Here is a 21,182-nt window from a genome sequence, read left to right on the forward strand (position 1 = left end):
ATCGTGAACTACTCGCGCAACGAAACAGTAGCCGACCTGTTCGTTCCGTTCGGAAAACGGACAGATCGTGAACCGCGTCGGCGGCGCGTCTGGATCCGGACCAGGCAGACGAGCCCGGATCCCCGGACGCGGAGGCGCGCGTCCAGGTGGTCGAAGAGGACAGCATCGCCCGGCGCCAGTGGCGTCGGAGGCCCGTCCGGACCGAGCGCGGCCGGCTCGGCGATCGCTGTCCGGCCGTCCAGCGCGACGACGACGGTCAGATCGGCCGCGTCCGCGAGGACCTCCGCCTCGACACCCGGATCGACGTCGACCACGGCGACCTCCGCCACCGCGCGCCCCCGCCGGGTCATCACGTTGAGGTCGCGGGTCGCGGTCGTGCTCGTCGCGGCCACGGCCTCCTCGCCGGTGAACGTGACCGATCCGAACGGTGGGACGATCTGCACGGCATCCGCGACCGTGAGCGCGAGCGGCTCCGGCCCCAGGCACACGAGCGTGCGGTCCACACCCGGCAACGTGCTGAACGGACCGGGTGCCTCGACCGCGGCGATGCTGATCCGCCAGTCCCACCTGGGGGACGCCGAGGGCCCGCGGGCCAGTTCCCACGTCACGCCGCCGCCGTTGGCCCAGGGCCCGGGCTCGACGTCGGCGAACCGGACGAGCTCGGTCACCGGACCGCGGGATCCGCGGCGGCCCAGCGCTCCGTCCGGACGCCGGAACGCCAGACCCCCGCGACGAGTTGCACGCCCGGCCGGTACGCCAGGTGGACGTACGAGGGCGCGTCGAGCACGACGAGGTCCGCGCGACTGCCCACGCGCAGGACGCCGACGTCGTCCCGTCGGAGTGCGGCGGCACCCCCGGTGGTCGCGGCCGCGAGGGCCTCGTCCGGCGTCATGCCCATCTGCGTCACCGCGAGCGCGATGCAGAAGGGCATCGCGGTCGTGAAGGACGATCCGGGGTTGCAGTCCGTCGCGATCGCCGTCCGGACACCCGCGTCGCGGAGGCGCGCGACCGACGGGAACGGTTGCCGTGTCGAGAACTCCGCCCCGGGCACGAACGTCGCGACGGTGCTCGACCCGGCGAGTGCGTCCACGTCGTCGTCGTCGAGGAACGTGCAGTGGTCGACGCTCGCGGCCCCGAGCTCCACCCCGAGGCGTGCCGCTCCGGACGCGGTCAGCTGGTTCGCGTGCACCCGGAGACCGAGCCCCGCCGCCTGCCCGGCGAGCAGGATCCGTCGTGCCTCGTCGACGTCGAACGCGCCCTCCTCGCAGAAGACGTCGATCCACCGGGCGTGGGGTCGGCAGGCCTCGAGCATCGCACCGGCCACCAGGTCGACGTAGGCGCTCCGGTCACCCGCGGACTCCTCGGGGACGACGTGCGCGCCGAGGAACGTCGTATCGTCGGTGAACCGCGCGGCGATCCGGAGCAGCCGCGCCTCGTCCTCGACGGTCAGGCCGTAGCCGCTCTTGATCTCGACCGACGTCGTGCCCGAGCGCAGGGCCTCGTCGAGCAGGCGGGACGTCCGGGCGACCAGGGCCTCCTCCGTCGCCGCCCGGGTCGCGCGCACCGTGGTGCGGATGCCGCCCGCGGCGTAGGGACGGCCCGCCATCCGGGCGGCGAACTCGTCGGTGCGGTCACCCCCGAACACCATGTGCGCGTGGCTGTCGACGAACCCCGGCACGACACACGCGCCCGCGACGTCGGTGCGGCGGTCGGCGGCCGGCGCGGCGGCAGCGTCCCCGACCCAGGCGACCCGGTCGCCGTCGAGCACGAGCGCGGCGTCGTGGCGGAGGCCGAGCGGCCCCTCGCCGAGTCCGGGGTCGAGCGTCGCGAGCAGGCCGATCCCGGTGACGAGTTCGCTCATGCTCCACCTCGGAACCGATCGGTGACGGCCACGGTGTCGGCGCGCGCTCGGGCCGGGTCGCGGAGCCGTCCGCCGAGCACGACCGCGGTGACGTCCGCCGCGGTCGCAGTGTGGAGCAGCTCCTCCGGGGCCGATCCGGCGGTGCGGACGGACCGCGGATCGATGCCGACGACGTCGAAGGGGGCGCCGACGACCGGCCCGCCGGTGGGGACGGGGGCACCCGCGGGCCGGAGTGCCCGGTGCCCGTCCACCCCGCCGGCACGCCAGAGCTCGGACGGGGTGAAGACGCCGCGACGCCCGGCCGCGAGCCGCGCACCGCGTTCGACACCGCGGAGCTCCTCGAACGGGTCGACGACGACGTTCTGATCCGAGCCGATGCTGACCACGGCCCCGGCGTCGGCCAGGTCCCAGGCGCGGCCGAGTCCGTCCCCGAGGTCGGCCTCGGTCGTCGGGCACATCGACACCCCGACCCGCGCGGTGCCGAGCAGGCGGACGTCCTCGTCGGTCAGGTGGGTCGCGTGGACGACGGTCGTCCGCGCGGCCAGGGCGCCGGCCCGGTCGAGCAGCGCGGTCGGCGTCAGTCCGGTGGCCGCCGTGCTCGCGGTGTTCTCGGCCGGCTGCTCGGACAGGTGCACGTGCAGCGGAACGGTGGGCGGCAGGAGCTCGACGGCACGTGCGGCCTCGTGCTCGGACACGGCCCGGACGGAGTGCAGGGCGGCTCCGAGCGTCACGGTCGGGTGCTCGCGGGCCAGGACGTCCCGCAGCGCCCACCACCGCTCCGCCCAGCGCTCGACCGTGCCGTCGCCGAACCGACGTTGCGCGCCCTCGAGCGGGGCTCCGAACCCGGCGGACAGGTAGCAGGTATCGAGGAGGGTCAGACGGATCCCGGTGCTCGCCGCGGCGGCCGCGAGCGCCAGCTCCATGTCGTGCGCGGGGTAGGGGGTGCCGTCGTCCCGGTGGTGCAGGTAGTGGAACTCGCCGACCGCGCCGTACCCGGCGGCGACCATCTCGCCGTACACGGCGAGCGCCACGTCGTGCAGGGTGTCCGGGTCGAGGGCCGCGACCACCGCGTACATGCGGGTCCGCCACGTCCAGAAGTCCCCGCCGCCCGCGTTCGTCCGGCCGCGGAGCAGGCGGTGGAACGCGTGCGAGTGTGTGTTCGCGAACGCGGGGACCGCCGTGTCGACCGCGAGGTCCGCGCGTCCCGTACCGGGCTCGACCGCGGTCACCACGCCGTCGCCGTCGAGGTCGACGGTCAGCGGCCCGGTGACGACGTCCGGCAGCACCAGGCGCCCCAGCTGGACCCTCACGTCAGCTCCCGGAGCACGGCGACGAGCGCGTCGACGCCGGCCCGCACGTCGTCGTCGGACGCGGACTCCCCCGGTGCGTGCGAGACGCCGTCCGGGTTGCGGACGAACAGCATGCCGGTCGGGACGTGGGCGCTGAGCACACCGGCGTCGTGCCCCGCGCCCGTTGGAACCCGTGGGGGCTCGCCGAGCACGATGGCCATGCGGTCCGTCAGCGTGGTGTCGAACGCGACACGCGGGCTGAACGACTCCTCGGCCACCTCGACGACGCAGCCCTCGTCGGCGGCCGCTGCCCGGGCCTCCCGGCCGATCGCATCGACGAGCGCGCGGACGTCCGTGTCCTGCTCGGCTCGCGCGTCGAGCGAGACGGTGACCGACGAGGCGATCGCGTTCGTGCCTCCCGGGACGACGCCGATCCGGCCCACGGTCGCCCGGGCCCGCGCCTCCGTGGGCGCCGCCAGCGACCGTGCCCGCGCACTGCAGACGATCTCGGCGGCGACGAGCACCGGGTCATGCCGATCGGCGAGCTCGGTCGCGCCCGCGTGGTCGCCGCGACCGTCGACGCGGATCGACCAGCGTCCGTGCGCGAGGATCGTCGTCGCCAGTCCGACGGACGCGCCGAGCGGCGCCAGCTGCCGTCCCTGCTCGACGTGCAGCTCGACGAACGCGGCGATGCCGGCCAGCCGATCGGGGTCCGGACCGATCCGCGCCGGGTCGAGCCCGGCCTCCGTGAACGCGTCGGCGAGCCGCACGCCCGCCCCGTCGGTGAGCGCGCGGGCCCGCTCGGGCGACACGGCGCCGGTCATCAAGCCGGATCCGAGGCACGCCACGCCGAAGCGGGCGCCCTCCTCCTCGGCGAACACGACGACCCGGAGCGGCCGGGAGGGCCGGTGCGCGTCCGCCTGCAACCGTGCGACCGCGGCGAGTGCGGTCACGACGCCGAGCGGACCGTCGTACGCGCCGCCGCCGGGCACCGAGTCGAGGTGGCTGCCGGTGACGACCGCGGGGAGGTCGTCCGCGACGCCGTCGACGTCCCAGGTCGCCCACACGTTCGCGTTCCCGTCCACCTCGACGCGGAGGCCCAGGCCCTCCGCCGTCGCGACGAACCACGCCCGCATCGCGCGGTCGGCGTCGTCGAGGAGGTGTCGGCTGTGGCCACCGCGGACGGGGTCGCGTCCGATGTCCTCGAGCTCGCGGAGGAGCGTGACGGCGTCCGTGCGGCTCGTGGTCACGCCTCCTCGATCATCGGGATGTGCAGGCCGCGCTCGCGGGCGACGTCCGCCGCGTGCTCGTACCCGGCGTCGACGTGCCGCATCACCCCGGTGCCGGGGTCGTTCGTCAGCACCCGCTCGATCTTCTGCGCGGCGAGGTCCGTGCCGTCGGCGACGACGACCTGCCCGGCGTGGATCGACCGGCCGATGCCGACGCCGCCGCCGTGGTGGATCGACACCCAGGTGGCGCCCGACGCGGTGTTGAGCAGGGCGTTGAGGAGCGGCCAGTCGGCGATCGCGTCCGAGCCGTCCTTCATGGCCTCGGTCTCGCGGTAGGGCGACGCGACCGATCCGGAGTCGAGGTGGTCGCGGCCGATCGCGATGGGTGCGCTCAGCTCGCCGCTCGCCACCATCGCGTTGAACGCGAGGCCGGCGAGGTGCCGTTCCTTGTAACCGAGCCAGCAGATCCGGGCCGGCAGTCCCTCGAAGTGCACCGTCTCGCCCGCGGCCTCGATCCACCGGCGCAGGCGCTCGTTCTCGGGGAACAGCTCGAGGATCGCGCGGTCCGTCTTGGCGATGTCCTCCGGGTCGCCGGACAGCGCCGCCCAGCGGAACGGTCCACGGCCCTCCTCGAACTGCGGGCGGATGTACGCCGGCACGAACCCGGGGAACGCGAACGCCCGGTCGTACCCGCCGAGTTCGGCCTCGCGTCGGATCGAGTTGCCGTAGTCGAACACGTCGGCACCCGCGTCGAGGAACCCGACCATCGCGGCGACGTGCTTCGCCATGCTCGCCCGCGCGTCGGCGGTGAAGCCCTCGGGGTCGGCCGCGGCCCGCTCGTGCCACTCGTCGACGGTGTAGCCCTCGGGCAGGTAGCTCAGCGGGTCGTGCGCACTGGTCTGGTCGGTGACGACGTCGACGGCGACGTCCCGCTCCAGGATCTCCGTGAACACGGTGGCGGCGTTGCCGACCAGTCCGACGGACAGCGGCCGACGGTCGGCCTTGGCGGCGAGCACCCGGTCGAGCGCGTCGTCGAGGTCCTCGGTCATCTCGTCGAGGTAGCCGTGGTCGACGCGGCGGGCGATCCGTGCCGCGTCGACGTCGACCACGAGCACGGCGCCGCCGTTCAACGTGACGGCGAGGGGCTGCGCGCCACCCATGCCACCGGCACCACCGGTCAGCGTCAGCGTGCCCGCGAGCGACGCGGTCCGCTCGTCCTCGCCCGCTCGCGCGGCGCGCTCCGCCGCGACAGCGGCGAAGGTCTCGTACGTGCCCTGCAGGATGCCCTGCGTCCCGATGTAGATCCAGGAGCCCGCGGTCATCTGCCCGTACATCGTCAGCCCGAGCTGCTCGAGGCGCCGGAACTCGGGCCAGGTCGCCCAGTCGCCCACGAGGTTCGAGTTCGCGATGAGGACCCGCGGCGCCCACTCGTGCGTGCGGAACACACCGACCGGCTTGCCCGACTGGACGAGCAGGGTCTCGTCCGCCTCGAGCGCACGCAGCGTCCGCACGATCGCGTCGTACGCGGCCCAGCTGCGCGCCGCCCGCCCGGTGCCCCCGTAGACCACGAGGTCCTCGGGGCGTTCGGCGACCTCGGGGTCGAGGTTGTTCATGAGCATCCGCATCGGGGCTTCGGTCTGCCACGAGCGGGCGGTGATCTCGGGGCCGCGCGGCGCGCGCACCGAGTGCGTGGTGGTGTCGGTCAAGGGGTCCTCCGGATCGTCGTCGTCCCCATGACAGCGCACCCCCGTCGCCGGCACAGCGAGTCCGGAGGCACTAGGGTCTCGGATACGAGACGCGTCACGTGGCGGAAACAGCCCCGTCACGTGGCGGTCGATCCGGCCCGTCACGCACCCCGGCGGCCGCAGGACGGACGGGAGGACCGTGGCCGAGCCCCGCCCTGTCCCCGCCGCCACGAACGCGGTCCGGCTGCTCCGGTACCTCGGCGCCCAACGCGGGCCCGTGACCGCTGCGGCCGTCGCCCGCGAACTCCGCCTGCCCCGGTCGTCGACGTACCACCTGCTCGCCGCGCTCGAGGCCGAGGGGTTCGTCGTGCACTACCCCGAGGAGCGGCGGTACGGGATCGGCGTCGCCGCGTTCGAACTCGGGTCCGGGTACCTCCGGCAGGCGCCGCTCGCCCGGCTCGGCGCCCCCGTCCTCGGCTCGCTCGTCGACCGACTCGGCGAGAGCGCGCACATCGCCGTTCTCCAGGGCCGCGACGTCGTCTACGTCCTCGAGGAGCGCGCCCCGCACCGCCCCGTCCTGGTCTCGGACGTCGGGGTCCGACTGCCGAGCCACGTCACCGCGAGCGGTCGGGCGATGCTCGCCGAGCTCGACGCCCCCCAGATCCGCGCCCTGTTCCCCGATCGGACCGTGTTCGCCGAGGGGGACGACCCCCGCGACCCCCGCGGTCTCCGCACCGTGCTCGCCGCCACCCGGGCGCGCGGGTTCGCGTGGGAGCACGAGGGCGTGAGCGCCGGGCTCGCGTCCGTCGCACTCTGCGTCCGCGACAGCACGGGGTGGCCCGTCGCGTCGATCGCCGTCACGTTCCGCACCGAGGACTACGCCGAGGAACGGTGGCCCGAGCTCGCCGAGCGCGTCCGGCCGTTCGCGCGGGAGCTGCAGCGCCGCGTGGCGGGCCCCGCCACCACTGGCTGAGCCGCCATCCCCCGCCCCGGGATCCGCCTGTTTCCGACGGGGTGCGCGTCGTCCGACACCAACACCGTCGACTCATGGCGGGTCACCAGGGGCGCAGGCGGTCAGAGCACCCGCGCGAAGCAGACCGAGCTCGGGTTGTCGGCGTAGCGGCCGAACGGCGCGATCCGCGAGAACCCGGATCGTTCGAGGAACCGGACGGTCTGCGTCGCCTGGGATCCCGTCTCCATGACCAGGGCCGGGGCGCCCAGTTCGCGGCCGGCAGCGATCAGGTGCTCCAGGAGCGCATCGGCCACGCCGAGACTCCGCGCGTCGGACCGGACGTAGAGCTTCCGGACCTCGTGGACCCCGTCCTGGACCGGCGTGAGCCCCGCACACCCGATCGGGACGCCCGCGCTGTCCCGGGCGAGCAGGTGCACGGGCACCTCGTCGGCCGTGAGCTCGGGACCGAGGTCCGGTCCGGCGTTGACGCTGTTGAGCTCGATCCGGGCAGCGGCACGGAGGCGGATCGCGCTCTCGGCGTCGTACGGCTCGGGCGCGATGGTGAACGACCAGGGCTCGGGCTTGAGGTAGGGCACCGGGGATCGCCTCGTTCCATGCGCACGGTTCGGGAGTGTGCTCACGCTAGCGGCGACGGGTCCACCGGGCGCGTCGGCACGCCCGGCGCGTCCGCCCGGCACCAGCCCGAGCGCGTCAGAACGGCACGCCGCACACGAGCACGACGTTCGCGAACGGCGTCGCCTCACCGGTGCGGACGAACAGCTTGGCGCCCGCGGACATCCGCTTCAGCGCCTCGTGATCCACGTGCCGGACGCCGTCGAAGCGTCCAGTGATCCACCCCTCGGCCTCGGTGCCCACGACCTCCTCCGCCGCGATGCAGTCCTGGAACACGGCGTCGCCGAGGAGCGCGTCGAGGACGTCCTCGAACCGCGGCACCCCGTGGACGACGGCCAGGTCGACGAGCGGGACGCCCGGCGGGATCGGCAGACCGCAGTCAGCGACGACGACGAGGTCCCCGTGTCCCAGGTGGCTCAGACCGGCGTTGAGCTCGGCGTTGAGGATGCCGGCGCGCTTCACGCGGTCACCTCCGGCAGGGTGTCGTCGAGCGTCGGGTACGACGGCTGCGTCCCGGCCCCCTGCACGGCGAACGCACCGACCCGCACCGCGTGCCGGACGCCGTCGAGCAGGGACTCCCCGGCCGCGAGGCTCGCGCTGAGGGCACCGACGAACGCGTCGCCCGCGCCGGACGTGTCGACCGCGTCGACCCGGGGTGACGGCACCGCGGTGGTGCCGGTCGCGTCCGCGACGACCGCGCCGCGCGCGCCGAGGGTGATGACGACCGTGCGGATGCCCTGCGCGAGCAACGCGATCGCGAGCGCCTCCTCGTCCGCCGGCACCGCGCCTCCCGGCACGAGTCGCGCGAGGACGAGGGCCGCCTCGTGCTCGTTCACGACGAGCGGATCGGCGAGACGGACGACCGCGGCGTCGATGTCGATGACGGGTGCGAGGTTGAGCACGACGCGACCACGGGCGTGACGGGCCGCGGCGGCGATCCCGGCGGCCGGGATCTCACCCTGCATGACGACGACGGCCGCCTCGGCCACGACGGACGCGACGCGATCGACGGCCTCCGCGGTCATCGCGGCGTTGGCCCCCGGCACGACGACGATGGTGTTCTCCCCCGTCGCGTCGACCGTGACCGTCGCGAGCCCGGTGGGCTGGTCGACGACGCCGACGTGCGCGACGTCCACCCCGCTCTCGGCCAGGAGGACCGTGGCGACCTCCGCGGATCCGTCATCCCCGACGAGCCCCACCATGACCGTGGCGGCGCCCCGACGGGCGGCCGCCACGGCCTGGTTCGCGCCCTTGCCGCCGGGCAGGAGGGTCATCGAGGTGGCGATCAGCGTCTCACCCGGGGACGGGTGCCGGTCGACGGTGACGACCTGGTCGACGTTGAGCGATCCGACGACGACCACGGTTCCGGCGGCCGTGCTCACTTGCTGAAGGTGTCGACGTTGCTCTTGGTGACCGACAGCACCGGGACCGACACGGTCTTCGTGGCCTTGCCGTCGATCGCCTTGAGCGCCTGGTCGATCGCGAGCGAGCCGAGCTTCGCCGGCTGCTGGGCGATGGTGCTGCTCAACGTGCCGTCCTTGATCGCCGCGAGGCCGTCGTCCTCGCCGTCGAAGCTCGCGACCTCGACGCTCGAGCCCGCCTTCGACCCGAGTGCCTTGATCGCCCCGAGGGCCATCTCGTCGTTCTGCGCGAAGATGCCGACGATGTCGGGGTGGGCCTGCAGCAGGTTCGTGGTGACGTCGAGCGCGGTGGCGCGGTCGAAGTTCGCCGTCTGCTCGCCGACGACGTGGATGCCGGGGTACTGCTTGATCCCCTCGGTGAAGCCCTTGCCGCGATCACGGGCGGCCGACGTGCCCGCCTGGCCCTCGAGGACGAGGATGTCGCCCTTCTTGCCGATCGCCTTGGCCAGGTCGTCCGCCGCCTGCTTGCCGCCGGCGACGTTGTCGCTCGCGATGAACGAGTCGACGTCCGCACCGTTGACCGTGCGGTCGACGGCGACGACGGGGATGTCCGCCTTGTTGAGCGCCTTGACCGACGGGCCGGCGGCGTCGGAGTCGACGGGGTTGACGATGATGGCCTTGGCGCTGCCGGAGGACGCGGTCTGCAGCTGGTTGGCCTGCTGCGCGGAGTCGTTCTGCGCGTCCACGACCTCGAGGTCGACACCCTTCTTCTTCGCTTCGGCCTTCGCGCCGTCGCGCACCTCGACGAAGAACGGGTTGTTGAGGGTCGAGAGCGCGAGCACGACCTTCTGGTCGCCGCCGGAGCCGCCGCCGAAGCGGCTGCAGCCCGAGGCGCCGAGCATGACGAGGGCGGCGACGGTGCCGACGGTGGCGACCTTCTGGAAGGAGGAGAACTGCATCGTTGGGGTCCTTGGTCTGTCTGTGGTGCTGGTGGGGGGATGAGGGAGTCGTACTGGTGGGGGGTCGGTGTGCCGGGAGGGTCGCCTCCCGACCGGCTGGCGGCCACCGGCCCGCCGGCGCCCGCCGGGGCGGTTCGCGGTCAGCTGCTGCGCGTCTTGCGGCGGAGCACGTCGACACCGACGGCGAGCGCGATGACGAGGCCGATGACGACCTGCTGCCAGAACGAGCTGACGTTGAGCAGGTTGAGGCCGTTGCGGATCACGACGAGCACGAGCGCGCCGATGAAGGTGCCCGAGATCCGACCGACACCGCCCGCGAGCGAGGCGCCGCCGATCACGACCGAGGCGATCGCGTCGAGCTCGTACCCGCTGGCCGCCTGCGGCTGGGCGGAGTCGAGGCGCCCTGCGAGCAGCAGCCCGGCGAGCGCGGCGAACAGCCCGGACAGGCCGAACACGATGACGACGATGCCCTTGACCGGCAGACCCGACAGGCGCGCGGCCTCCGCGTTCCCGCCGACGGCGTACATCGAGCGGCCGAGGACGGTGCGGTTGAGGATGAACGAGGCGACGAGCGCCGCGAGGACGAGCACGATGATCGGCACGGGGACGGGCCCGATGTCGCCGCCGAGGAACGACACCTGCGGCGAGGTCGGCACGGGGTTGCCGTCGGAGATCACGAGGGTCAGGCCGCGGGCGACGCTGAGCATCGCGAGGGTGGCGATGAACGAGGGCAGCTTGCCGTAGGCGCCGGCGAGGCCGTTCACGACCCCGGCGAGCAGGCCGGCGACGAGGCCGCCGAGCAGGGCGAGCCAGCCCGGGAGGCCCGCGGTGCTGAAGAACCAGCCGGACACCATCGCGGACAGTGCGGCCACCGAGCCGACCGAGAGGTCGATCCCGCCGGCCACGATGACGAACGTGACGCCGAACGCGAGCACCGCGACGGTCGAGACCTGGATGCCGATGTTGATGATGTTGCGGCCGGTGAGGAAGTCCGGTGTCGCGATGAACAGGGCGATGCAGAGGACGACGAGGCCGACCAGCGCCCCGTTGTCGGCGAGGAACTTCTTGAAGGAGAAGGACCGCGCGGGGGCCTTCACGGTGGTCGTTGACATGCGACGGGTGCTTTCTGATGGGTACTGCGCTGTACGCGTGGGGGCAGGAACGACCGTCCGCTCGGGGCGGTCGTGACGTGGCGGGGTGGGGGCGGTGCCCCGGGACTCAGACGGTCTCGACGTCGCGGGCGGCCAGGGTCATGACGCGGTCCTCGGTCGCTTCGGACCCGGGGATCTCGCCGGCGATGCGGCCGTCCCGCATGACGAGCACGCGGTCGCTCATGCCGAGCACCTCGGGCAGCTCGCTCGACACCATGACGACCGCACCGCCCGCCGCCGTGATCGTGTTGATGAGCTCGTAGATCTCGACCTTCGCGCCGACGTCGACGCCGCGGGTGGGTTCGTTGAGCAACAGCACGCTCGACCCGGCGAGGATCCACCGACCGAACACGGCCTTCTGCTGGTTCCCGCCGGACAGCGAGCCGATCGGCTGGCCGATGTCGTGCATCCGGATCCGCAGCCGGTTCGCGACCTCCTCGGCCCGGCGCTTCTGCCCGGCGAAGTCGACGAGGCCACCGCGCGCGGTGGAGGCGAGGGTCGCGTACCCGAGGTTGTCGTTGACGGACGCACCGAGGACGAGGCCCTGTGCCTTCCGGTCCTCGGGGACGTGTCCGATGCCCGCGCGGACCGCTGCCGCGATGCTCTTCTTCGGCAGCACCTGACCGCGGACGCGGACCGTTCCCGAGTCGTAGCCGTCGGCGCCCGCGATGGCACGGACGAGCTCGGTGCGCCCGGCGCCGACGAGGCCCGCGACGCCGACGATCTCGCCGGCGCGCACGGAGAAGCTGACGTCCTCGAAGCGACCGGCCGAGGTCAGGTGCTCGACCTGGAGCACCTCGGACGCGGTGTCGATCACCGCGGTACCCGAGGGGTACTGCTCCTCGATGCTCCGGCCGACCATGAGCCCGACGAGTTCCTGCTCGGGCGTGGTGGCCGGCACCTCGGCGACGAAGTGTCCGTCCCGGAGCACGGCGACCGTGTCCCCGATCTCGGCGATCTCGTCGAGGTGGTGGCTGATGAACAGCATGCCGACGCCGCGGGCGCGGAGGTCCGCCACGACGCGGAAGAGCGCCTCGGTCTCGTGGCGGGTCAGCGCGGCGGTGGGTTCGTCGAGGATCAGGATCCGGGCCTCCTGGCTGAGCGCCTTCGCGATCTCGACCAGCTGCTGCCGCGCGATCCCCAGGCTCGACACCGGCGTCATGACGTCGACGTCGAGACCGATGGTTGCGAGCGCCGCCTCGGCCTGACGACGGAGTGCCTTCCGGTCGACCAGGCCGAACCGGGTCGGGATCCGGCCCATCATCACGTTCTCCGCGACGCTGAGCGACCCGACCAGGTTGAGCTCCTGGTGGATCGTGGCGATGCCGAGCTCCTCGGCCGCGGTCACGGACGGGATCGTGACCTCGCGGCCGTCGACGAGGATGCGACCGCCGTCGGGCTGGTGGATGCCGGACATCATCTTGATGAGCGTCGACTTGCCGGCGCCGTTCTCGCCGAGCAGCACCTGCACCTTCCCGGCGTGCACCTCGAGGGTGACGTCGGTGATGACCTGGACCGGTCCGAACGACTTGCTGACGCGATCGAGCGTCATGAGTGGCTGCGGGGACATGTCAGTTCCTCCCGGGACGGGACGGTTCGGCGGCGGAGCGCGACGATGCGGTCTGCCGATCGGTGGCGATGGGGTCGGCCGACGAGGCCCGGACGATGAGCTCGCTCGGCAGGCGGACGGAGGCGGGGTGGTTGCCGGCGATGACGTCGAGCAGGAGTTCGACGGCGACGCGGCCCATGTCCTCGACGCTGTGGGCGACGACGCTGAGCGCCGGTTCGAGCAGCGAGAACCACTCGATGTCGTCGAACGCGACGAGGGCGATGTCGACGCCGATGCGGAGGCCGAGCCGGTTCAGGATCGCGATCGCACCCACCGCCATGAGGCTGTCCGCGGCGAAGATCGCGGTGGGCGGTTCGTCGAGGGCGAGCAGCGCGCTCACCCCGGCCGACCCGGACGCGGCCTGGAAGTCACCGAACACGACGAGGTCCGGGTCGGCGCTCACCCCTGCCGTGACGATCGCGTCCTGGTAGGCCTCGAACCGCTCGCGACCGGTCGAGACGCTCTGCGGGCCGGCGATGTAGCCGATGCGGGTGTGCCCGAGGGCGGCCAGGTGCTCGACCGTGTGGCGGATGCCCGTGCTGCTGTCCGTCGTGACGGTCGGCACGTCGATGCCGGGGACGACGCGGTCGACGAACACCGTCGGGATGCCCCGGTCGACCAGCTGCTGGACCGTCTCGGTGTCGTCGCCCTGCGGCGCCACGATGACGCCGTCCACCCGCCGGGCGATGAGGGTGTCGAGGTACCGGTTCTGCTGCTCGGCACGCTCGTTCGCGTTGCCGAGCATGGTCACGTACCCGGTCTCGAGCGCGGCCTGCTCGACGGTGTGCGCGAGGTCCGCGAAGAACGGGTTCCGCACGTCCGAGACGAGGAGGCCGATGGTGTCCGTGCGGGTCGAGCGGAGCGCCCGGGCCTGCAGGTTCGGCCGGAAGTCGAGGTCGCGCGCGGCCTGTTCCACGAGCCGACGGGAGTCCTCGGACGTCGCCGGGTTGCCCGAGAGCACCCGCGACGCGGTCGCCGCCGAGACGCCGGCGCGCGCGGCGACGTCCTTGATGGTGACGGTGTTCATCGGTGAGCACTCCGTTGGGCGAGTCGTGGAATCGATTCCATGGGATCGATTCCATGACTGTACGGGGAGCGCCGCGGGGATGTCAAATGACTCGGTCCCCGAGGGGTGAGTCAGCGCGCGCCGTGACCGCCGCCCGCGAGCTGCCGCCCGAGCAGGTCCGCCCGCTCCCGCACCCGCCGCCCGAACCGCTGCAGGTCGTCGTCCGAGATCCGGAACGACGGGCCGATGACGCTCAGCGCGGCGACGGTGCGGCCATCGCCGTCGTGCACCGCGGCCGCGGCGGCGGCGGCGTCCGGTTCCACGGCGGTCCCCCGCGAGACGGCGAAGCCCTGGTCGCCGGTGTCCCCGGTGAGCGCCGCGCCGAGTGCGGTGCCTGTGGTGTCGATGGACCGGCCGGTCCAGGTCGCGTGCCGGATCGCGCTCCGGCTCTCGACCTGGCGCAGGTACACCGCGTGGTCCGGGCCGTCGGGGACCGCCAGGTAGGCCGTCTCGCCCGTGAAGTCCGAGAGGTCGACGAGGTGCGGCTCCGCGATGTCGAAGAGCGCGAGGTTCGAGATCGCCACGGCGCCGATCTGGAGGATCCGCGGACCGGCCGTGTAGGTCCCGCCGTCGCGCGCGAGGAACCGACTCGGCTCGAGGGTGCGGAGGAGGCGCGCGACCGTGCTCGTCGGCAGGTCGACGGCGCGCGCCGCCTCGCTCAGGGTCATCCCGGACGATGAGGACGCGATGGCCTCGAGCAACCGCAGTGCGCGCTCCACGCTCCGCGCGCCACCGGTCCCGTCGCTCTGGTCAGGCATCCGCGCCGCCCCTCCCCCTCATGCCGCCGCTCACTCCCCCACAGTCTGTCGGACGCGGGCCGCGGCGGTGATGCGCTCCCGGAGCGACGGGTCGAGGTACCCGAGCGCGTCGAGGTCCTCGAAGCCCTCGGGCGGCAGGTCCGAGCGCTCGGGGAACCCCGTGAGCGGCCGGGTGGTGTCGAACCCGAGCTTCGCCGTGAGCGCGTCCGACCCCCGCTCCGTCGTGAACTGGTGTGCGCTCGGGTCCATCCGGATGCCCTTCATGTCGCCGAGCACCATGAGGTCGCGATCCGCCTGGAACCGGACGTTCACGGACCAGAGCACCCCGGGCTCGTCGTGCACGTCGATGTCGTCGTCGACCACGACGACGGTCTTGAGGAAGTGGTCGGCGGCGAACGCCGCGAGCAGCGCCTGCTTGCCGTCGCCCTGACGACGCTTCCGCACCGCGATGTAGGCGCTGAACGCGCCGCCGCGGAACGGGATGCGGACGTCGACCGTCCCGGGGACCGCACGCCGGACGGCGTCCAGGAGGCGCGCCTCCCGTCCGGGGAAGAGCCACAGACACAGGTGCTCGGCATGGGTCGGGTGGAGGTCCTGGAACAGCGCGTCCGCCCGTCGCGTGACCGCGGTGATCGTCGCCACCGGCGCCTGCGCCTTGCCGTAGTGGTACGAGAACTCGCCGAACGGGCCCTCGTCGACGCGGTCGGCCGGGTCGACGACGGCCTCGAGCACGAGCTCGGCGTCGGCCGGGATCGGCAGGTCCACCGTGCGCCCGGGCGTGACGGCGAGCGGGTCGCCGAGCAGGGCCCCGGCGAGGCCGTGCGCGTCGATCGTCACGGGGTTCTTGAGCTGCGAGGCGATCGCGTAGGCGGGGTGGTGACCGATGACGACGGCGATCTCGACCGTCCGGCCGTCCTCGCGGGCGGCGGCGAGGACACGCCCGAGGTCGTGGTCGGGCGCGGCGTTCACCGTGATCGTGTTCCGGCCCGTGATCATCAGCCGGTACATCCCCGTGTTGATCGACCCCGTCGCCGGATCCCGGACCATGACGACCCCCGCGGTGATGTACCGCCCCGCGTCGGCGCGCGAGTGCACCGCGAAGGGCAGTGCGCCGAGGTCGACGTCGTCGCCGGTCACGACGACCTCGTGCACCGGTGCGTCGTCGACGACGACCGCGTCCGGGACCGGTCCGCGCTGGACCGCGAGCACGTGGTCCAGCGCCTGGCGCACGGGCACGCCCAGAGCCGACGCGACACGGGAGCGCTTGCCGAACACGCCCATGAGCACCGGCAGCTCGGAACCCTCGACGTCGCGGAAGAGCACGCCCGGTGCCCCGTGCGGCTCGAGGCCCTTGACGACGGCGGCGATCTCCCCGCCCGGGCGGACCCGGCGGTCGACCTCGAGCAGCTCGTCGGCGCCGAGCGTCGCGAGCCAACTCCGCAGGTCAGGGCGGCTCATCGCGCGTCGCCGTCCTGTGCGAGCCCCGCGACGACGACCGACCCGGCGGTGTTGTACCGCCCGGCGAGCACGTCCGCGGCGACCGCCTCGATCTCGCCGGCGAGCACGCGGTCGTCGTCGAGACGAGCCGCACGCTCACGCACCGCCTCGTAGACGGGGACGAGTCCGGGCGCCGAGGCGCCCTCGCTCCGGAGGTCGCTGCCCTGCGCCGCGGCGAGGAGCTCGATCGCGACGACGTACGCCGCGTTGCGCGCCATCCGGGCCAGTCGGGTGCCGGCGTGCGTCGCCATGCTGACGTGGTCCTCCTGGCCGGCGGACGTCGGGATCGAGTCGACGCTCGCCGGGAACGCGCTCGCGCGGTTCTCGGCGACGAGCGCGGCGGACGTCACCTGCGCCATGAGGAATCCCGAGTTGAGACCGGCGCCCTGCACGAGGAACGGCGGCAGCCCGCTCATCGAGGTGTCCATGAGCATGGCGGTGCGGCGCTCGGCGAGCGAGCCGACCTCGCAGAGCGCCATGGCGATCGTGTCCGCGGCGAACGCGACGGGCTGCCCGTGGAAGTTGCCGCCGGAGAGCACGATCCCGTCCTCGGGGAACATGAGCGGGTTGTCGGAGACGGCGTTCGACTCGCGCTCGAGTACGCGCGACGCGTTCTCGAGCAGGTCGAGGGAGGCCCCCATCACCTGCGGCATGCAGCGCAGGCTGTACGGGTCCTGCAGTCGCCGACCCTCGAACTCGGTGTCGAGCACGACGCTGTCGGCCACGAGCGCGCGGAGCGCTGCCGCGGTCCGGATCTGTCCGGGCTGGCGGCGGATGCGCTGGATGCGCTCGTCGAGGGCCATCTGGCGCCCGGCCGTCGCCTCGAGCGTGAGCGCACCGGCTGCGAGCCCCGCGTTGAGCACGTTCTCGGCCTGGAACAGCCCGCGGAGCGCGAGCGCGGTCGACATCTGCGTGCCGTTGATGAGCGCGACGCCCTCCTTCGGCCCGAGGACGACCGGGTCGATCCCGACGGACCGGAGGCCCTCGGTCGCCGGGTGCTCGACGCCCTGGATGCGGACCGCGCCGATCCCGGTCATCGCGCCGACGAGGTGCGACAGCGGGGCGAGGTCGCCGGACGCACCGACGGATCCCTGGCTCGGCACGACCGGCAGGACGTCGGCCTCGAGCATCGCGACGATCGTGTCGACGATGACGCGGCGCACACCCGAGTGCCCCTGCACGAGGCAGAGGAGCTTGATGAAGAGCGCCGCCCGGACGACGTCGTCGGGGAGCGGGTCGCCCACGCCGACCATGTGCGAGGCGATGAGTCGACGCTGCAGCTCGACCAGGTCCTCCGGCGAGATGCGGCGGTCGGCGAGCTTGCCGAAGCCCGTGTTCACCGCGTACACGACGTCACCGCGCTCGATCGCGTCGGCGATGACCCGGTGGCCGGCCTCCACGGCCTCGGCGGCCTCGGGACGGAGCCGCACGCGCACGGGTCCGCGGAACGGGGCGCGGAGCTCGGCGAGGGTGGCGCCGTCGGGGCTGATGTCGATGGTGGTGGTCACGATGCGTCCTCCGTCGGGGCTGGGTGGTCGTCGGTCCAACGCCGGATGAGCGTGGACTCGAGGTGGAACTGGTCGAGGAGCCGCCCGACACCGTCGTCGACGATCTCGTCGACGGTCTGCGGGCGGTTGTAGAAGGCGGGGGCCGGGAGGCACACGGTCGCACCCGCGAGCGTCACCGTCTCGAGGTTGCGGATGTGGATGAGGTTGAGCGGTGACTCGCGCAGCATGAGCACGAGGGGCCGGCGCTCCTTGAGGGTGACGTCCGCGGCGCGCGTCAGGACGCTCGAGGAGACCCCGCTCGCGATCTCGCCGAGGGTGCGGACCGAGCACGGCGCGATGACCATGCCCATCGTCCGGAAGGACCCCGAGGCGATGCTCGCCGCGACGTTGTGCACGGCGTGGACGACGTCGGCCTTCGCGCGGACCTCGCGCGGGGTCAGGTCGGACTCGTACGCGAGCGTGAGTTCCGCGGCCTTCGACATGACGAGGTGCGACTCGATCCCGAGCACGCGGAGTTCGTCGAGGAGCCGGATGCCGTACGCGGCGCCGCTCGCGCCGGTGATGCCGACGACCATGCGCCGGGTCATGCGGGACGCACCCGGATGTTGAGCGCCTTCGACTCGGAGTAGCTGCGGTACTCCTCGACGGACTCCTCGCGCCCGACACCGCTGCCGCCCGCGCCGCCGAAGGGCGATCCGGGGTAGTGCCGGTTCGCGTCGTTGACCCACACGTACCCCGCGCGGATCGCGCTGCCGAGCCGGAGCGCGCGGTCGAGGTCGTTCGTCCAGACCGCCGCACTGAGCCCGAGGGCACCCTCGTTCGCCAGCGCGATCGCCTCGGCCTCGTCGCGGAACCGCTGCGTGATCGCGACCGGGCCGAAGACCTCCTCACGGCCGATGCGCATGGCGGCGGTGGTGTCGGTGAACAGAGTCGGCTCGACGAAGTACCCCGGGCGGTCCACCACGTGCCCGCCGGTGACGAGCCGGGCGCCCTCGTCGACCGCCGAGCGCACGTGGTCGAGCACCCGGTCCCGCTGGGCGGCGGAGACGAGCGGACCCATCTCGGTGGTCTCGTCGTACGCGGCCCCGAGCCGGAGTGCGTCCATGCGGGCCGCCATCCGTTCGACGACGGCGTCGTGCACGGACTCGTGCACGAGGATCCGCGCGGTCGCCTGGCAGGACTGGCCGGCGCTGACGGTGAAGCTCAGCCCGGCGAAGGCGGCGGCCGCGGCCTCGTCGAGGTCGGCGTCGGCGCAGATCACGAACGGGTTCTTGCCGCCGAGCTCGGCGGAGAAGTGCTTGACCGTCCCGCTCTCGGACAGGCGGGACTGGATGGCGACGGCCGTGCGGTCGCTGCCGGTGAACGCGATGCGCTTGACGCGGGGGTGCACGACCAGCGCGTCCCCGGCCTCCACACCGCCGGAGACGATGTTGACGACGCCCGGCGGGACCGTGTCCTGCAGGAGCGCGCCGAGGGCGAGCGTCGCGACGGGGGTCTGCGCGGCGGCCTTGATGACGATGGTGTTGCCGGCGAGGAGCGGGAACACCAGACCGGCGAGCGCGAACAGGCTCGGGTGGTTGTAGGCGATGATCTTGCCGACCACCCCGTACGGCTCGCTCGTGACGATCGAGATGCCGTCCGCGTGCGGGCGGGTGACGCGCCCCGCCTGGGCGAGCGCGATCCCCGGCCACTCCTGCAGGTAGCGCAGGGCGAGGCCGACGTCGCGGCGGGTGGACGGCATCGGGTTCCCGCTGTCGATGGCCTCGAGTCGGGCCAGGGCCTCGCCGTGCTCGGCGAGCGCCGCGCGCAGGGCTCCGAGCACGGCGGCGCGGTCGCTCACCGTCCGGGCGGCCCAAGCGGGCTGCGCGGCGAGTGCCACCGCGACGGCCTCGTCGACCTCGGCGCGCGAGGTCTCGGGCACGTCCGTGTAGGGGGTGCCCGTCGAGGGGTCGTGGGTCACCGCGCGGGCCGCGGCGTCCGTCCACCGTCCGCCGACGAAGTTGCGGGGGCGGCCGTCCGGCCAGAAGGCGGCGAGGGCCTCCGCGTACCGCGGAGCGGTGGCGTCGGCGTCGGTCGCGCCGGCGGGGGTCGTGGGGGTGGTCGTCATCCTCGGGACGCTCCTGTCTGCGGGGTGCGGCGCCGGGAGAACGCCGCGGTGTCGATGGTCCGGCCGGTCCGGGGGAGGGTCACGGCCACGGGATCGGTGTCGAGGTCGCGCCCGCCATCGGTGGCCTCGAGCAGCGCGACGACGAGGTCCCCCACCACGGGCGCGGTCTTGAACTGGTTGCCGCTCGTGCCCATGGCGACGAAGAAGCCGTCGCGGTCGGTGCGGTCGTAGATGGGCAACCAGTCCTCGGTGACGTCGTACACACCGGCCAGTCCGCTGGGCGTCGCGGGGACGCGCAGTCCGGGGACCCGGCGGGCCAGGCGCGCCGCGTCGCGGAACCACGAGGCCCGCGTGGGGGTGGCGACGAGCGCGTCGGGGTCGTCGATCGTCTCGACCCCGTCGACCGCGGCACCGTTGCCCCCGACGAGCACGGCCCCCTCGCCGTCGGGACGGAAGTTGAGGCCGAGGTCGCCGTCGACGATGTGGGCGCCGTCCCGGGCCATGTCCACGCCCTCGGGCATGCGGAACCAGTGCAGTTCGTGCCGCTGCGCCTCGAGCCGGACGCGGAAGTCGCCGCCCACGCCCGCGAGGGCGTTCACGGCCCGCGAGCCGGGCCCGGCCACGTTCACGACCGTCGCCCCCTCGACCGTCGACCCGTCTGCGAGGCGGAGGACGGTCGACCCGGCGACGGGGTCGTCGATCGCGACCACGCGCGCACCGAGCAGGAACACGGCGCCGAGCCGTGCGGCCTGTCCGGCGAGGTTCTGCGCCGCGAGGGCGGGGTCGCCCACGTAGCCGGAGGACGGCGTGTGCAGGGCGCGTTCGAACCGGCCGTCGGGCTCGCGCCAGAACTCGGCGGCGTCGGTCCGGCTCGGGGGCCCGAACCGGCGCGTGTCGATCCACGGCAGGGCCGCGGCGAGCGCGTCGCCGTCGACCTCGTGGTACCGCACGCCAGCCCGGTCCATGACGCCGGCCATGGTGTCGAGCACCCCGTCGTCCTCGAGCAGGTAGGAGCCGCACCGCACGAACCGGGCGACCTCCTGCTCGGCCGGGGTCTCGGTGACGGTCCGCCAGTCCTCCCACGCGAGCACCGACTCGGCGGCCATCGCCGAGCTCTCGGCGTCGAACGCGTGGACGCGGATGATGCCGGCGGAGGAACTCGTGGACCCGAACCCCGCGGTCCGGTTCCCGTCGACCACGGTCACGCGCCGCCCCGTGCGGAGCGCGCTCACCGCGATCGCACAACCGAGCACCCCGGCGCCGATCACGACGACGTCCGCCGTGCGGCCCGAGTTTTTCGGGCGTGTTACGAGTTGGTTCATTTCTTGTTTCCGGGTAGAGGGCGTGCTGCCACCGCCAGTACGTTTGCTGCCTGACGGTACTGCATCCCACACAGCGGCAAACGCCGTCCAGGGTCGGACCGCCAACTCGTAACGGGGAGTTAACAAACGCCACCCCGGCGCTCCCCCCACCCCGGAACCACCCGCTCGTCGCACCACCCACCGGCACCCAGCCCC

Annotated in this window: 19 protein-coding genes; 1 reads left to right on the forward strand and 18 read right to left on the reverse strand. The window is 73.3% G+C overall.

Translation table 11 applies throughout. The features are described 5' to 3' along the window. Positions 1-8: 8 nt before the first annotated feature. The 5 genes from DEI82_RS07115 to DEI82_RS07135 are packed head-to-tail and all read right to left on the reverse strand — an operon-like array spanning position 9 to position 6,085. Entirely contained in the window at positions 9-668 is a 660-nt protein-coding gene (locus DEI82_RS07115; protein WP_181435136.1) for a HutD family protein, read from the reverse strand. Beyond that, positions 665-1,861 (reverse strand): imidazolonepropionase, encoded by a 1,197-nt coding sequence (hutI, locus tag DEI82_RS07120; RefSeq protein WP_111036313.1) that lies wholly within the window; start codon positions 1,859-1,861, stop codon positions 665-667. Before hutI ends, DEI82_RS07115 begins: the two co-directional genes overlap by 4 nt. Further along, the gene (locus tag DEI82_RS07125; protein WP_111036314.1) at positions 1,858-3,171 is read right to left on the reverse strand and encodes a formimidoylglutamate deiminase; all 1,314 of its coding nucleotides are present in this window, start codon (positions 3,169-3,171) and stop codon (positions 1,858-1,860) included. Before DEI82_RS07125 ends, hutI begins: the two co-directional genes overlap by 4 nt. After that, the gene (locus tag DEI82_RS07130) at positions 3,168-4,400 is read right to left on the reverse strand and encodes an allantoate amidohydrolase (RefSeq protein ID WP_111036315.1); all 1,233 of its coding nucleotides are present in this window, start codon (positions 4,398-4,400) and stop codon (positions 3,168-3,170) included. The genes DEI82_RS07125 and DEI82_RS07130 overlap by 4 nt, the downstream gene beginning before the upstream one ends. Continuing rightward, complete coding sequence (locus DEI82_RS07135; RefSeq protein ID WP_220037246.1) at positions 4,397-6,085, reverse strand: urocanate hydratase; 1,689 nt, start codon at positions 6,083-6,085, stop codon at positions 4,397-4,399. Before DEI82_RS07135 ends, DEI82_RS07130 begins: the two co-directional genes overlap by 4 nt. 178 nt (positions 6,086-6,263) lie before the next feature. Between DEI82_RS07135 and DEI82_RS07140 the strand changes: the two genes are divergently transcribed. Next, positions 6,264-7,037, forward strand: coding sequence for an IclR family transcriptional regulator (locus DEI82_RS07140; RefSeq protein ID WP_111036316.1), 774 nt, complete (start codon positions 6,264-6,266; stop codon positions 7,035-7,037). Between the two features lie 101 nt (positions 7,038-7,138). Here the strand turns inward: DEI82_RS07140 and DEI82_RS07145 are convergent, their stop codons facing one another. The 13 genes from DEI82_RS07145 to DEI82_RS07205 all read right to left on the reverse strand — a co-directional run bounded on the left by DEI82_RS07145 (position 7,139) and on the right by DEI82_RS07205 (position 20,987). Next, a complete protein-coding gene (locus tag DEI82_RS07145) occupies positions 7,139-7,612 on the reverse strand; it encodes a GNAT family N-acetyltransferase (protein WP_181434723.1) in 474 nt (157 codons plus the stop codon). 115 nt (positions 7,613-7,727) lie between these two features. Then, positions 7,728-8,111 carry a D-ribose pyranase gene (rbsD, locus tag DEI82_RS07150; RefSeq protein ID WP_111036317.1) on the reverse strand — a complete coding sequence of 128 codons (384 nt, stop codon included), beginning with the start codon at positions 8,109-8,111 and terminating at the stop codon, positions 7,728-7,730. After that, positions 8,108-9,031, reverse strand: a complete 924-nt coding sequence (locus tag DEI82_RS07155; protein WP_111036318.1) for a ribokinase — start codon at positions 9,029-9,031, stop codon at positions 8,108-8,110. The genes rbsD and DEI82_RS07155 overlap by 4 nt, the downstream gene beginning before the upstream one ends. Next, a complete protein-coding gene (locus DEI82_RS07160; RefSeq protein ID WP_111011669.1) occupies positions 9,028-9,969 on the reverse strand; it encodes a substrate-binding domain-containing protein in 942 nt (313 codons plus the stop codon). Before DEI82_RS07160 ends, DEI82_RS07155 begins: the two co-directional genes overlap by 4 nt. Positions 9,970-10,109: 140 nt before the next feature. Continuing rightward, positions 10,110-11,081: an ABC transporter permease gene (locus DEI82_RS07165; protein ID WP_111036319.1), complete on the reverse strand. Its 972-nt coding sequence runs from the start codon at positions 11,079-11,081 to the stop codon at positions 10,110-10,112. A 106-nt stretch (positions 11,082-11,187) separates the two neighbouring features. Further along, a complete protein-coding gene (locus DEI82_RS07170) occupies positions 11,188-12,690 on the reverse strand; it encodes a sugar ABC transporter ATP-binding protein (RefSeq protein WP_111036320.1) in 1,503 nt (500 codons plus the stop codon). Between the two features lies 1 nt (position 12,691). Next, positions 12,692-13,756, reverse strand: a complete 1,065-nt coding sequence (locus DEI82_RS07175) for a LacI family DNA-binding transcriptional regulator (protein ID WP_111036321.1) — start codon at positions 13,754-13,756, stop codon at positions 12,692-12,694. A gap of 110 nt (positions 13,757-13,866) precedes the next feature. Beyond that, on the reverse strand, positions 13,867-14,553 hold the full coding sequence (locus DEI82_RS07180) for an IclR family transcriptional regulator (RefSeq protein WP_111012920.1): 687 nt from the start codon (positions 14,551-14,553) through the stop codon (positions 13,867-13,869). A gap of 30 nt (positions 14,554-14,583) precedes the next feature. Beyond that, positions 14,584-16,011, reverse strand: coding sequence for a UbiD family decarboxylase (locus DEI82_RS07185; protein WP_111036322.1), 1,428 nt, complete (start codon positions 16,009-16,011; stop codon positions 14,584-14,586). Then, complete coding sequence (hutH, locus tag DEI82_RS07190; protein WP_111012918.1) at positions 16,008-17,558, reverse strand: histidine ammonia-lyase; 1,551 nt, start codon at positions 17,556-17,558, stop codon at positions 16,008-16,010. The genes DEI82_RS07185 and hutH overlap by 4 nt, the downstream gene beginning before the upstream one ends. Next, positions 17,555-18,145, reverse strand: a complete 591-nt coding sequence (locus DEI82_RS07195; RefSeq protein ID WP_111012917.1) for a UbiX family flavin prenyltransferase — start codon at positions 18,143-18,145, stop codon at positions 17,555-17,557. The genes hutH and DEI82_RS07195 overlap by 4 nt, the downstream gene beginning before the upstream one ends. After that, entirely contained in the window at positions 18,142-19,665 is a 1,524-nt protein-coding gene (locus DEI82_RS07200; protein ID WP_111036323.1) for an aldehyde dehydrogenase family protein, read from the reverse strand. The genes DEI82_RS07195 and DEI82_RS07200 overlap by 4 nt, the downstream gene beginning before the upstream one ends. After that, on the reverse strand, positions 19,662-20,987 hold the full coding sequence (locus DEI82_RS07205; protein ID WP_111036324.1) for an FAD-binding oxidoreductase: 1,326 nt from the start codon (positions 20,985-20,987) through the stop codon (positions 19,662-19,664). The genes DEI82_RS07200 and DEI82_RS07205 overlap by 4 nt, the downstream gene beginning before the upstream one ends. Between the last annotated feature and the right edge of the window lie 195 nt (positions 20,988-21,182).

This window comes from Curtobacterium sp. MCBD17_019 (genome assembly GCF_003234555.1).
Taxonomy (GTDB): Bacteria; Actinomycetota; Actinomycetes; order Actinomycetales; family Microbacteriaceae; genus Curtobacterium.

Coding starts and splice junctions, on each gene's coding strand:
- hutI (WP_111036313.1), bottom strand. CDS start 1,861: ATGAGCGAACTCGTCACCGGGATCGGCCTGCTCGCGACGCTCGACCCC.
- DEI82_RS07160 (WP_111011669.1), bottom strand. CDS start 9,969: ATGCAGTTCTCCTCCTTCCAGAAGGTCGCCACCGTCGGCACCGTCGCC.
- DEI82_RS07165 (WP_111036319.1), bottom strand. CDS start 11,081: ATGTCAACGACCACCGTGAAGGCCCCCGCGCGGTCCTTCTCCTTCAAG.
- DEI82_RS07170 (WP_111036320.1), bottom strand. CDS start 12,690: ATGTCCCCGCAGCCACTCATGACGCTCGATCGCGTCAGCAAGTCGTTC.
- DEI82_RS07175 (WP_111036321.1), bottom strand. CDS start 13,756: ATGAACACCGTCACCATCAAGGACGTCGCCGCGCGCGCCGGCGTCTCG.
- DEI82_RS07180 (WP_111012920.1), bottom strand. CDS start 14,553: ATGCCTGACCAGAGCGACGGGACCGGTGGCGCGCGGAGCGTGGAGCGC.
- DEI82_RS07185 (WP_111036322.1), bottom strand. CDS start 16,011: ATGAGCCGCCCTGACCTGCGGAGTTGGCTCGCGACGCTCGGCGCCGAC.
- DEI82_RS07195 (WP_111012917.1), bottom strand. CDS start 18,145: ATGACCCGGCGCATGGTCGTCGGCATCACCGGCGCGAGCGGCGCCGCG.
- DEI82_RS07200 (WP_111036323.1), bottom strand. CDS start 19,665: ATGACGACCACCCCCACGACCCCCGCCGGCGCGACCGACGCCGACGCC.
- DEI82_RS07205 (WP_111036324.1), bottom strand. CDS start 20,987: ATGAACCAACTCGTAACACGCCCGAAAAACTCGGGCCGCACGGCGGAC.